We start from the raw sequence: 12,730 nt of genomic DNA on the forward strand, positions 1-12,730 counted from the left end.
TCTATTCCCTGACGGGTGCCGCCGCCGCGATGCTCAGGAAATCGGCCGCCTTCAGGCTGGCACCGCCCACCAGGGCGCCATCGACCCCCTCGAGCGCGAGCAGTTCAGCGGCGTTGCCCGGCTTTACCGAGCCGCCATAGAGGATCCGCAGGGTATCGACGTCGCCGATCCGGGCCGCCGCCGTGGCACGGATCGCCGCATGGGCCTCCACGATGTCATCGGTGGACGGGGTCAGGCCGGTGCCGATGGCCCAGACAGGCTCGTAGGCAACGACCGTGTTCACCATCGTGGCACCTTCCGGCAGCGAGCCGCTGACCTGCCGCTGCAGCACCGCCAGGGTCTCGCCCGCGCGCCGCTCCGCCTCCGTCTCGCCGACACAGACGATGGCGATCAGACCGGCGCGCAGCGCAGCCTCCGCCTTGGCCTTGACGATAGCGTCGGTTTCACCGTGATCCGTGCGCCGTTCCGAATGGCCGACGATGACGTGGCTGCCGCCCAGATCGGCGATCATCTCCGCCGACACATCGCCGGTGTGTGCGCCACTGACCTCCGCGTGGCAGTCCTGTCCCGCGACGGCCACGCGGTCGGCAATGCCTCGTTCGAACAGCGTGATGCGCAGGGGCGAGATCAGGGTCGCGGGCGGCGCGATCAGCAGATGCACATGTGCGGCGACCGAGAGCCCTTCGGCGAGTGCCGTGGCTTCGCGCGCAGCATCACCGGCAAGGCCGTTCATCTTCCAGTTTCCCGCGATCAGCATCTTGCGCATGTCCTGCCCCCGTCAATTCAGCCCGTTCACCAACCCCAAGCATCCGCTGTCGGGGCCGCCAAGCCAACCGATTCGCGCCCCGCAGCCCAAATCCGCCTGATCCCGCCGAGAACGCGCCTTCCGCAGGTTGCGGATGCACCGCCTGATGCGTAATGTCCGCCATCCTCAATATCACGGACATCAGCGGCGGATCATGATCAGCAATCTCGGCAAGGGCGCAGGCAAGTGGGTCGTACGAATCCTGCTGGTCCTGCTCATTCTCAGTTTCGCCTTCTGGGGGATCAACGACTACATCACCGGCCCGACCAATCCGCCGGTGGCGGACGTCGGCGGGGAAGTGATCGACGCCAGCACGTTCGCGAACGAGGCGAGCCGCCGCCTGCGCCTGCTCCAGCAACAGCAGAACATGGTGCTGCAGCCGCGCGAGGCACTGGCATTCGGCATCTATGACCAGGTGCTGTCGTCGCTGATCGACCGCCGGACGCTGAACCTGCGGGCGACGGAACTCGGCCTTGCCGTGCCGGACTCCGCCGTCAGTGCGGCGGCCCACGCCAACCCGAACTTCCAGAACCAGCTCGGCCAGTACGATCCTGTCCGGTTCGAGCAGGTGATCCGCCAGCTTGGCTACCGCTCCCCCAATGCCTTCGCCGAGGATCTGCGCGGTGACCTGATCCGTCGTCAGATCCAGGCATCCGTGACTGCCGGGCTGGAGGTGGGCGTCAATGCCTACGCCAGGGCCCTGTTCGCGTTCCAGAACGAGGCGCGGAACATCCGTTTCATCTCCGTGCCGAATGACCGTCTGGCCGACACGGCACCGCCGAGCGAGAACGATCTGACGACCTATCACGAAGCCCACCCGGAGCTGTTCTCCACCCCGGAACGCCGTCGCATCCTGCTGATCGACCTGTCCCCCGAGATCATCGCCCAGGATATCGTCGTGGATGACGCGGAGATCGAGCAGGCCTATCAGGATCAGATCGCCAGCTTCAGCGTTGCGGGTTCCCGCACGGTGGATCAGGCGATCTTCCCGGACGAGGATGCGGCCAACGCCGTGCTGGCCAGCGTGAACGAGGGCCTGTCCTTCGCTGCCGCCGTGGAGAAGCAGAACGGCAACGCACCGACCAGCCTGGGCACCGTGCGCCCCGGCGACGTACCGGGTGATCTCGGCGACGCCGTGTTCAACGCGTCGGTCGGTGAGGTTGCCGGACCGGTGCAGACCGCCTTTGGCTGGCATCTGGTGCAGGTCACCGAGGTGACGGAGGCGACCACGCGACCGCTTGCGGAGGTGCGCGAGGAATTGCTGAACGCCATCCGGATCGAGCACGCGCTGGAACGCGTCATTGATCTCGGTAACCAGGTCGAGGACGAACTGGCTGGTGGCAACCGGTTGCGCGCTGTCGGCGATGCCGTCGGTGTCGCGGTGCGGGAGATTGGTCCCATTGACCGCAATGGTGTCGACATGAACGGCGCGGAACTGGATACGCCGCTGCCGCCGCAGGCTCTCGAGATAGCCTTCGCGCAGACCCAGGACGAGGACCTGGAGCGGCATGAAACCAGCGATGGCGGCTACTTCGTTGTCGAGGTCGTGGAGGTCATGGAACCGGAACTGCGCCCCTTCGCCGAGGTGGAAACGGAAGTGACAGCGGCATGGCGGGCAGAGAACCTGGCCAAAGCTGCCGCCGACGTGCGCAACAAGTTGCTGGAGCGCCTGCAGGCAGGCACCACGCTTGACGGACTGGCCAGCGAGTTCGATGTGACGGTGCAGACCGCAGACAGCGTGACCCGCCAGGGCGGCGCACCGGAGCTGGCGGGCAACCTGCGCTCGGTCGTCTTCTCGGCCCAGGCCGGAGACCATGCGGCCGGTGCGCACGCCAGCGAACCCGCCCAGGTCCTGGCCGAGGTTGTGGAGATCGTCGAGGCCAATCCGCTCGAGAGTGCTGGCCAGATTGCGGCACTGGAGGCCGCCATCGGTGAATCCATGGCCGAGGATGCCTTCGCCACCTATCAGCAGCAGTTGCGGGACGAGTTCGGCGTCGGGGTCAATCGCCAGGCGATGATCCAGGCCATCGATCCGGCCCTGCTGCGCGACATCGAATAGCGGTCGCGGCCGACCGGCCCGACCCGATCAGGAGAGCCTGAGCCATGGCCTTCACACCAAGCGCGGATGACTTTGCCACCCGGTATGACGCGGGTGAGGGCCAGGTGGTCTGGACCGAGATCGTCGCCGACCTGGAAACCCCGGTTTCCGCCTTCATGAAGCTGGCGGACGGCCGCCCGAACGTCTTCCTGCTGGAATCGGTGGAAGGTGGCGCCGTGCGCGGTCGCTATTCCTTCATCGGCATGAAGCCGGACCTGATCTGGCGCGCGCATGGCAACAGCGCCGAGATCAACCGCTCCGCCCGGTTCGACCCGGACGCGTTCGAGCCCTGTGCCGAACCGACGCTGGAGAGCTTCCGCAAGCTTGTGGCGGAGATGCATATCGACATGCCGCACCAGTTGCCGCCCATGTCGGCGGGGCTGTTCGGCTACATGGCCTACGACACCGTGAAGCTGATGGAACGGCTGCCCGCCGCCAACAGGGACGTGCTGGGTGTGCCCGACGCGCTGTATGTGCGCCCGACCGTCATCGCCATCTTCGATTCCGTGCGCGACATGGTCAGCATCGTGACACCGGTCTGGCCGCAGCCCGGCGTCGGCGCACGCCAGGCCTACAACCGGGCCTGCGAGCGGCTGGCGGATACGGTGGCCGATTTCGAACGCGCCCTGCCCTACAGCCGCAGCGGCGTGGACAATCTGGCAAGCCTGCCGGAGCCGAAGTCCAACATGACCCGGCCCGAGTACTACGCCATGGTGGAGAAGGCGAAGGAGTACATCCGCGCCGGCGACATCTTCCAGGTGGTGCCGTCGCAGCGCTTCGAGGTGCCATTCGAACTGCCGCCGTTCGCGCTCTACCGCGCCCTGCGCCGGACCAATCCCTCGCCGTTCCTGTACTACCTGAATTTCGGCGATTTCTCCGTCGTCGGTTCCAGCCCGGAGATCCTGGTGCGCGTGCGCGATGGCCTGGTCACGGTCCGCCCGCTTGCCGGAACCCGACCGCGCGGAGCGACCCCGGCGGAGGATCTGGCGCTGGAGAAGGAGCTGCTTGCCGATCCGAAGGAACTGGCGGAACACCTGATGCTGCTCGACCTGGGCCGCAACGACGTGGGCCGTGTGGCGAAGATCGGCACCGTGAAGGTGACCGAGGAGTTCGCCATCGAACGCTACAGCCAGGTCATGCACATTGTCTCCAACGTGGAAGGGGAGATGGACCCGGCGCATGATGCGCTGGACGCCCTGATCGGCGGCTTCCCGGCCGGCACCGTCAGCGGTGCGCCGAAGATCCGCGCCATGGAGATCATCGACGAGCTGGAGAGTGACAAGCGCCACCTCTACGCGGGGGGCATCGGCTATTTCTCGGCCAGCGGTGCCATGGACACGGCAATCGTGCTGCGCACCGCCATCGTCAAGGACGGGGTCATGCATGTGCAGGCCGGCGGCGGCGTGGTCGCCGACAGTGACCCGGAAGCCGAGTATCAGGAGACGGTGAACAAGGCCAAGGCCCTGATGCGCGCGGCGGAGGAAGCCGTCCGCTTCGCCCAGAGCGGTGGCGTCAACGCGCCGCGCTGACCTGCACCAGATCGGAGAGCCGAACCAGGCGGAACCGTGTCCGGTCGAGGTTCGCGACGAATGCGTCCAGCGCATCCAGTGTCCGCCGGTGCGGGTGCCCTATGGCGATGGCCTGCCCGGTCGCTGACGCAATCTCCAGCGTACGCCGCAACTGCGCCGCCGCCATCGCGCCTGTACCATCAGCGTCCAGAAACACGTCGCGCGACAGCGTCGGCAGTCCGGCCTGTTCCGCCGCCCCTGCGGCGACAGTGTCCGCCGTGGTCCGGGAATCCAGGAAGAACAGGCCCCGCCCCGCCAGCCGCGCCATGATCCGGTCCATGGCCTCCCGGTCCGCCGTCAGCCGGCTGCCCATGTGGTTGTTCATGCCATCCAGCCGGTCGAATTTCGCCAGTGCCGCGTCCAGACGGGCGATTTGCTCCGCCGGTGGCTGATCCGCCAGCAGTGCTCCGGGACCGGGATTTGCCGGGCCGATCGGCTCCATCGGCATGTGCAGCAGGACAGTGCGCCCCGCCCCGCGTGCGCCGTTCGCCAGTTCGCGCACATTGTCGGCATAGGGCAGGAAGGCGAAGGTCACGGCGACCGGCAGGCCGGAGGCGCGTTTCAGGGCGGCCCGGTCCGGCCCCATGTCGTCCAGCACGATGGCAATGCGCGCGCGACCGTCGGTTTCACGCGACGGGACGGTCGCGGTCAGTCGCGGGAAGATCGCCACCAGCCGGTCCAGTGCCGGACTGCCGTCGGGCGCTCTGGCATCCATCCGCTGACCCGGGTGAAGCACCGTCGGCTCCACCACCCGGTCCGGCCAGAACAGCGCCAGCGCCAGCACGCCGAGGGCCAGCAGCAGAACGCCAAGCCCCAATCGACGCACCTGTCGCGTCCTTCCACCCCTGCCCTGATGCTGCGACATGCTTGACGCCCCGCGTTCGCACTGTTTTCTTGACGCCGCCCTGACGGTGCGGCGGAATTCGGCGCGCCCTCCGGCGCTGTTCGCCTGGGACCGACACCATGATTCTGCTGATCGATAACTATGACAGTTTCACCTATAACCTCGTTCACTATCTGGGCGAACTGGGTGCCAGGGTCACAGTCTGGCGAAACGACATGATCAGCGTGGAGGATGCACTCGCCCTGAAGCCGGAGGCAGTGGTGCTTTCCCCCGGCCCCGGTCGGCCGGAGAGTGCCGGCATCTCCCTTGATCTGGTGCGCAATGCGCCTGCGGATCTGCCGATCTTCGGCGTCTGCCTGGGCCACCAGACCATCGGGCAGGCCTTCGGTGCCGAGGTCGTGCGCGCCGAAGAACTGATGCATGGCAAGATGTCCAGGGTCCACCACGCGGGCACGGGCGTCTTCGAGGGGCTGCCCGACGGCTTCTCCGCCACGCGCTACCATTCGCTCACCGTCGCGCCGGCCAGTGTGCCGGACGTGCTGGAGGTCACCGCCCGCACCGAGGATGGGGTGATCATGGGCCTGCAGCATCGGGACCGCCCGGTGCACGGGGTCCAGTTCCACCCGGAGAGCATTGCCTCGGAGCATGGCCATGCATTGCTCGGCAACTTCCTGAATTCTGCCGGACTGAAGAGGGCAGCCTGATGACCAACGAGATCGAGACCTTCAAGGGGCTGATCGGCCGCGTGGCCGAGCGCCAGGAACTTTCCGTGGAGGATGCCCGCACCGCCTTCGACATCATGATGTCCGGCGATGCCACGCCGTCGCAGATGGGCGCATTCCTGATGGCGCTGCGGGTGCGTGGTGAAACGGTCGATGAACTGACCGGCGGCGCCATGGCCATGCGGGCCAAGGCCCAGGGCATCACCGCCCCGGCCAACGCCATCGACACCTGCGGCACCGGCGGCGATGCCAAGGGCACATGGAACGTCTCCACCGCGGTCAGCTTCGTGCTGGCGGCCCATGACATTCCGGTGGCCAAGCACGGCAATCGCGCCCTGTCCTCCAAGACCGGTGCGGCGGACGTGCTGACCGCGCTGGGCGTCAACATCGAATGCCCGTTCCCGCTGGTGGAGAAGTCTCTCAGGGATGCCTGCATCGGGTTCCTGATGGCCCCGCGCCATCACGGTGCGATGCGCCACGTCGGCCCGACACGGGTGGAACTGGGGACACGCACGATCTTCAACCTGCTTGGACCGCTGTCCAACCCGGCAGGTGCAAAGCGTCAGATCATGGGCGTGTTCGCGAAGCAGTGGGTCGAGCCTCTGGCCCATGTGCAGAACCAGCTTGGCGCAGACCGTGTCTGGGTCATGCATGGCGCGGACGGCATGGATGAACTGACCACCACCGGTGTTACCCACGTGGCCGAACTGGCGAACGGCCAGGTCCGCACCTTCGACGTCACCCCGGAAGACGCCGGTCTGGCCGTCGCATCACCGGATGACCTGAAAGGCGGGGAACCGGCTGAGAACGCGGCAGCCCTGCGCGGGGTGCTGCAGGGGCAGAAGAATGCCTTCCGCGACATCGTGCTGCTGAACGCCGCCGCCGGTCTGATCGTTGCCGAGAAGACGGAGACCCTGCGTGAGGGCGCGGCAATGGCGGCAGAGGTGCTGGACAACGGCAGGGCGCTGGCACGGCTGGAGCAGCTTGTCGCCATCTCCAATGAAACCGGAGGGGCCTGAGGCATGACGACGGACACCGGCACGGTTCTCGACCGCATCTGCGCCGACAAGCGTGAGCATATCGCCGCCTGCAAGGCAGAACGTCCGCTGGCCGCCGTCGAGGCTGCCGCCCGGGCGGCGGATGCGCCCCGGGGCTTCATCGCTGCGCTGGAGCGGGACCAGGCGGCCGGGCGCTACGGGCTGATCACGGAGATCAAGAAGGCATCCCCGTCGAAGGGACTGATCCGCGCCGACTTCGATCCGCCGTCGCTGGCCCGCGCCTATGAGGCAGGCGGCGCATCGTGCCTGTCGGTACTGACCGACATTCCCTACTTCCAGGGCGCGGACGGCTATCTGGTCGCGGCACGGACCGCCGTGTCGCTGCCTGCGCTGCGCAAGGACTTCATGCTCGACACCTACCAGGTGGCGGAGGCACGGGCACTCGGGGCCGACTGCATCCTGCTGATCATGGCGGCGCTGTCGGACGGTCAGGCGAAGGAACTGGAGGACGCGGCCCTCGGCTGGGGCATGGATGTCCTGGTGGAGGTGCATGACATCGGCGAACTCGAACGGGCCCGCACCCATCTGAAGAGCCGCCTGATCGGCATCAACAACCGCAATCTCAAGACCCTCGACGTCAGCCTGGAGACCACCATCGCCTGCGCCCGCGCCCTGCCGGACGATTGTGTCGCCGTCAGCGAGAGTGGCCTGAACAGCCGCGCCGATCTGGACCGCATGGCCGAAGCGGGCTGCCGCAGCTTCCTGATCGGGGAGAGCCTGATGCGTCAGGATGATGTTTCCGCCGCCGTTCAGGCGCTGCTGCGGGATCCGGCCGCCGCCCTGCAGGCAGCGTCCTGACCATGTCCGGTTTCACCCATTTCGACGACAAGGGTGCCGCCCGCATGGTCGATGTCGGGGACAAGGACGAGACCGAGCGCACGGCCACCGCGGAGGCGCGGATCGTCATGCAGCCGGAGACGCTGGCGCTGATCCGGGAAGGCCGGGCAAAGAAGGGCGATGTGCTGGGTGTCGCGCGACTGGCCGGGATCATGGGGGCGAAGAAGACGCCGGACCTGATCCCGCTCTGCCACCCGCTCGCCCTGACCAATGTCGAACTGGAACTGACCACGGAAGACACGCCCGACCCCGCCGTCGTCATCCGCGCCACCTGTCGGCTGCGGGGCAAGACCGGCGTGGAGATGGAGGCGCTGACCGCCGCCTCCGTCGCCGCCCTGACCGTCTATGACATGTGCAAGGCCGTGGACCGGGGCATGGAGATCCGGAACGTGCGGCTGCTGTTCAAGGACGGCGGCAAGTCCGGGCGCTACGTGGCGCCATGATCCCCGTCGCGGAAGCACGCACGCGGATCCTGGCGCAGATGCCGCAGATGCCTGCCGAGTGGATCTCGATCGCCGAGGCTGATGGCCGCGTGCTGGCCGAACCGGCCATTGCCCAGCGCACCCAGCCGCCCGCCGACCTCTCGGCCATGGATGGGTATGCGGTCCTGGGATCGGATGTCGTATCTGCCGGGGCCAGCCTGACATGCATCGGTGAGTCGGCGGCGGGCCACGCCTTCGACGGCGAGGTGAAACCGGGCGAGTGCGTCCGCATCTTCACAGGTGCCCCCCTGCCCCCGGGCACCGACACGATCCTGATCCAGGAAGATGCCGAGGTTTCAGGCACCACGGTCGTGACCACGGAGGCCCTGAAGACTGGCACCTACGTGCGTCGCGCCGGGCTGGACTTCCGTGCCGGTGAAACAGGTCTTCAGCCGGGCCGGGACATTGGTCCCCGCGACCTCGGCCTGCTTGCCGCGATGAATGTGCCCTGGGTCGGCGTGCGCAGGCGTCCGCGTATCGCGCTGCTCTCGACCGGTGACGAGCTCGTGCGGCCGGGCGAGTCGCTGGGTCCGAACCAGATCGTCTCCTCCAACGCCATTTCGCTGGCGGCGCTGGTCCGCCGCGCCGGGGCGGAACCGGTCGATATCGGCATCGCGGAGGACCGGCCCGACGCGCTGGCGGAGGCAGCCGCCCGAGCAGTCGGCTGCGACATGCTGGTGACGCTCGGCGGGGCCTCCGTCGGTGACCACGACCTGGTGCAGGACGTGCTGGGGGACAAGGGGCTGGCGCTGGACTTCTGGCGCATTGCCATGCGTCCCGGCAAGCCGCTGATGTTCGGGCAGTTCGGTGACGTGCGCCTGCTGGGCCTGCCCGGCAACCCGGTCTCCGCCGTGGTCTGCGGCCTGCTGTTCCTGCGCCCCGCCATCCGCCGGATGCTGGGGGCGGAGGATGTGGAACCGGAGGTCCGCACGGCGACGCTGGGCCGCGATCTCGGCACCAACGACCGGCGGGAGGACTATCTGCGCAGCGAACTGCATCTCGACGCGGAGGGGCATGCGACCGTCACCCCCTTTGCGCGCCAGGACTCATCGATGCTGCATGTCCTCTCCCGCGCCGGAGCACTCGCCATACGTGCACCCCACGCGGAGGCGCTGAAGGCCGGAAGCCCGATTCCCTATATCCCCCTGACCGGGATGATCTGAGACCCGGCGGCGGAACCACATGGGGACCAACGCCGGGTTGAAACAGGAACATTGACGGAATTCCGGAACTTTCATAGAACATAGGCGGTCTAACCAAGTGATTCGTTTCGGGTTTCACGACCCGGACCGGCCGTGCGGAAGGACGAACCAGCAACGCACACACAGATGTGCCCTCAGCGGGGGATCGCCATGCTGACCCGGAAACAGCACGAACTGCTTCTGTTCGTGGACAGTCACCTGAACGAGAATGGTGTCTCACCGTCATTCGACGAGATGAAGGACGCCCTGAACCTGAAGTCCAAGTCGGGCATTCACCGCCTGATCTCGGCGCTGGAGGAACGGGGCTTCATCCGTCGCCTGCCTCATCGCGCCCGCGCACTGGAAGTCCTGCGCTTGCCGGACGCCGCCACTCCCGCGGGCCGCCGCGCCTCCGGGGAGCCGGTGCTGAGCTCCAGCGGTTTCCGGCCGACGGTGGTCAACAACCCGGATCTGCCGCTGTCCTCCGCGCCGCCGCCCACTTCCCGCGCCGCCAGCGATACGGTCAGCCTGCCACTCTATGGCCGGATTGCCGCCGGCACACCGATCGAGGCCCTGCGCGACCATTCGAACTATGTCGATGTACCGTCCCACATGGTCGGACGCGGCGAACATTACGCACTGGAAGTCGCCGGTGACTCCATGATCAACGCTGGCATTCTCGACGGCGACACGGTGATCGTGGAACGCGGCGACGTAGCAGAAAATGGCAGCATCGTCGTGGCCCTGGTGGAGGGGGAGGAAGTCACCCTGAAACGCCTGCGCCGTCGCAGCAACGCCATCGCGCTGGAGCCGGAGAACCCGGCCTACGAGACGCGGATCTATCGCCCCGACCAGGTACGGGTCCAGGGACGTCTCGTGGCCCTGTTCCGGCAATATTGAGCCTGGCAGTCCGGAACAGACCGCGCGGCGGCATCATTGTCGCCAGTAGTGTTCGCTGCGCGGTATCGGTCGCCACACCCAGGGGCGGTCGCCCCGATGGGCGTTGACCGACTGGACCGAGGGGCCTGAACGGGCGCTGAGGTGCAGCGTGTGCGGCCCATCGCGCCAGAGGTCGAAGAAGTCCACGACCACCCGCGCCGATGGGCAGCGCCCACGCACCGGGACCGTGGCAATCACCACATCCGCGCGACCGCAGTCGTCGCGCACCGCGCGCTCGTCCACCGGCAGCGCGATCATCCAGCCGTCGCGGCGCAGGATGCAGCCCAGCAGGTCGCAGCGCAGACTGCCGTCGGCGCTGGCGCCGTCCAGTGGCCAGCGACCGCCCGGTTCCGAAGTACCGGAGCGCGCCAGCCATTGCTGCGCCACGAACTTCTCCCGCCGCAGCGTCGACAGCAGCAGCCCGCCGTCCTGCGCGGTGACGGCAGCAAGGCGACCGTCGCCAGTGACCCGGACCAGCGGGGCATCCGCCACATAGGGACTCGCCATCCCGAGCAGGATCGCCAGCCAGCCGAGGTTCCGCCAGCCCCCTGACCAGAGGCACAGCCAGAGTCCGCCGAGGGTCACCGTGACCAGTCCGGCGGCAGGCATGGCGGGCACCAGCCGTACCGCCCCCTCCAGCGCCGCCACGCCATGCGCGATCCGAAGGATCAGGTCGATCCCCTGGCCCATCAGCCAGAGCGGCGCGGCCTCCAGCCCCAGCGGCATGGCGATCAGGGCAAGCGTCCCGGCAGGCATGACCCAGAAGCCCGTGACCGGCACGGCGGCCAGGTTGGCAATGACGCCATAATCCGCAACCCGTCCGAAGTGGTAGATCGCGAAAGGTGCGGTCGCCAGACCGGCGATGACCGTGGTGACACCGACCCCGGCAAGATAGATCAGCATCCGGCCTGCGGGCCCCGTCTCCCGCGTCCGGTGCAGCATGCGGTCGCCAAACCGCTCGTAGGCCGCGACGAGGGCGGTCACGGCGGCGAAGGACATCTGGAAACCCGGCTCCGTCAGGGCCTCCGGCGTCATCAGCAGCACCGCGAGCGCCGCGATGGCCACGGTCCGCAGGGAGATCGCGCGTCTGTCGGTCAGAACCGCCAGCATCACCAGCGCCACCATGATGAAGGCGCGGATGGTCGGCACCGATGCACCGGTCAGCACCAGATAGAACAGGCCGCCGAACAGCGCGGCGACGGCAGCGATCTTCTTGATCGGCCAGTTCAGGGCAATGGACGGTCGCAGGGCCAGGCCGAAGCGGATCAGCCAGAACAGGAAACCGCTGACCAGCCCCATGTGCAGCCCGGAGATGGCGAGCAGGTGCGCCAGCCCGGCGTCCCGCAGCGCCTGGGTGTCGTCCCCCGGAATGCCGCCCCTGTCTCCGATCAGCAGCGCCACCGCCACGCCACCAGCCGCACCCCCCAGAACGGTCCTGATCCGCGCCGCCATGTGATCGCGCAGCCGAGGCAAGGCCTGGTCCGCGGCTGATCCGGGTTCAACGACCCGAACCGGTCCAAGGGCGTAGCCACTGCCGCCGATGCCCCGGAAGAACGCATGACGCTGGAAATCGAACGCCCCCGGTTCCACCGGTGGCGATGGGGGCAGCAGATTGGCCAGAACTTCGACAAGGTCGCCTGGCCGCGCCGTATCGCCGTGGGTGCGGATCGTCACCCGTACCCGATGCGGCAGATCGTCGGCGTGCAGCTTCCCGAACGCAGAAGGCCGGATCGTCAGGCGCGTGTCCCCCTCCCGCAGCTCGACCCGCTCCACCACGCCGGAAAGCTGCGACGGGCCGATCTCGGCTGGCAGGACCGGGGCGGCAACCAGCAGTGTCCGCAGGACAGCCGCCGCCAGCCCCAGGGCAACGAGACCGAACACAAGCGCGACCGGGGCCAGGGCGGTACCGCGGAGCTGCCACATGGCGAACAGGGCCAGCAGAGCGATGACGGCGGCAAGGGGCCAGTCCGGCTCGACGGGGAGCGCGAAGTAGACGCCGATCCCGCTGGCGAACACCACGGGCAGCCAGAAGAACAGGCGTCCACGCTCCTGCGCCAGCAGGGCACCGAGGGTATCCACGGGACGCGCGAGGGCGGCCCCGCTGATTGCCACCATCGTTCCCAGTCGTCTCGTCACCTGCCGGGCGATGTGATACATGACCGCCTCCCGCCCGGGACTTTATGTCTTTCTGCCAAA

11 protein-coding genes are annotated in these 12,730 nt (G+C 67.7%); 8 read left to right on the forward strand and 3 right to left on the reverse strand.

Features of this window, described 5'->3' with window-relative positions:
* Nucleotide 1 precedes the first annotated feature (1 nt).
* The gene (gene tpiA, locus QGV54_RS13855) at nucleotides 2-766 is read right to left on the reverse strand and encodes a triose-phosphate isomerase (RefSeq protein WP_281016252.1); all 765 of its coding nucleotides are present in this window, start codon (nucleotides 764-766) and stop codon (nucleotides 2-4) included.
* Nucleotides 767-959: 193 nt separating this feature from the next.
* On the opposite strand from tpiA, the gene QGV54_RS13860 reads away from it, so the two are divergent.
* Entirely contained in the window at nucleotides 960-2,864 is a 1,905-nt protein-coding gene (locus tag QGV54_RS13860; protein WP_281016251.1) for a SurA N-terminal domain-containing protein, read from the forward strand.
* Nucleotides 2,865-2,908: 44 nt separating this feature from the next.
* Complete coding sequence (trpE, locus tag QGV54_RS13865) at nucleotides 2,909-4,432, forward strand: anthranilate synthase component I (RefSeq protein ID WP_281016250.1); 1,524 nt, start codon at nucleotides 2,909-2,911, stop codon at nucleotides 4,430-4,432.
* Here the strand turns inward: trpE and QGV54_RS13870 are convergent.
* Entirely contained in the window at nucleotides 4,416-5,297 is an 882-nt protein-coding gene (locus QGV54_RS13870; protein WP_281019964.1) for a divergent polysaccharide deacetylase family protein, read from the reverse strand. The genes trpE and QGV54_RS13870 overlap by 17 nt on opposite strands.
* A gap of 137 nt (nucleotides 5,298-5,434) precedes the next feature.
* Here QGV54_RS13870 and QGV54_RS13875 point away from each other — a divergent pair, with 137 nt between their 5' ends.
* From QGV54_RS13875 to lexA, 6 genes are all read left to right on the forward strand, one after another.
* Entirely contained in the window at nucleotides 5,435-6,019 is a 585-nt protein-coding gene (locus tag QGV54_RS13875; RefSeq protein WP_281016247.1) for an aminodeoxychorismate/anthranilate synthase component II, read from the forward strand.
* Nucleotides 6,019-7,056, forward strand: a complete 1,038-nt coding sequence (trpD, locus tag QGV54_RS13880; RefSeq protein WP_281016246.1) for an anthranilate phosphoribosyltransferase — start codon at nucleotides 6,019-6,021, stop codon at nucleotides 7,054-7,056. Before QGV54_RS13875 ends, trpD begins: the two co-directional genes overlap by 1 nt.
* 3 nt (nucleotides 7,057-7,059) lie before the next feature.
* Nucleotides 7,060-7,893, forward strand: coding sequence for an indole-3-glycerol phosphate synthase TrpC (gene trpC / locus QGV54_RS13885; protein ID WP_281016245.1), 834 nt, complete (start codon nucleotides 7,060-7,062; stop codon nucleotides 7,891-7,893).
* A gap of 2 nt (nucleotides 7,894-7,895) precedes the next feature.
* Nucleotides 7,896-8,375, forward strand: a complete 480-nt coding sequence (gene moaC, locus QGV54_RS13890; protein ID WP_281016244.1) for a cyclic pyranopterin monophosphate synthase MoaC — start codon at nucleotides 7,896-7,898, stop codon at nucleotides 8,373-8,375.
* Nucleotides 8,372-9,577, forward strand: coding sequence for a gephyrin-like molybdotransferase Glp (gene glp, locus QGV54_RS13895; RefSeq protein ID WP_281016243.1), 1,206 nt, complete (start codon nucleotides 8,372-8,374; stop codon nucleotides 9,575-9,577). Before moaC ends, glp begins: the two co-directional genes overlap by 4 nt.
* 189 nt (nucleotides 9,578-9,766) lie before the next feature.
* On the forward strand, nucleotides 9,767-10,495 hold the full coding sequence (gene lexA, locus QGV54_RS13900; protein ID WP_281016242.1) for a transcriptional repressor LexA: 729 nt from the start codon (nucleotides 9,767-9,769) through the stop codon (nucleotides 10,493-10,495).
* A gap of 33 nt (nucleotides 10,496-10,528) precedes the next feature.
* On the opposite strand, the gene QGV54_RS13905 is transcribed toward lexA, so the two are convergent.
* Nucleotides 10,529-12,691 carry a ComEC/Rec2 family competence protein gene (locus QGV54_RS13905; protein ID WP_281016241.1) on the reverse strand — a complete coding sequence of 721 codons (2,163 nt, stop codon included), beginning with the start codon at nucleotides 12,689-12,691 and terminating at the stop codon, nucleotides 10,529-10,531.
* Between the last annotated feature and the right edge of the window lie 39 nt (nucleotides 12,692-12,730).

The sequence above is a fragment of the Minwuia sp. IMCC3060 genome (genome assembly GCF_029909435.1).
Taxonomy (GTDB): Bacteria; Pseudomonadota; Alphaproteobacteria; order Minwuiales; family Minwuiaceae; genus Minwuia.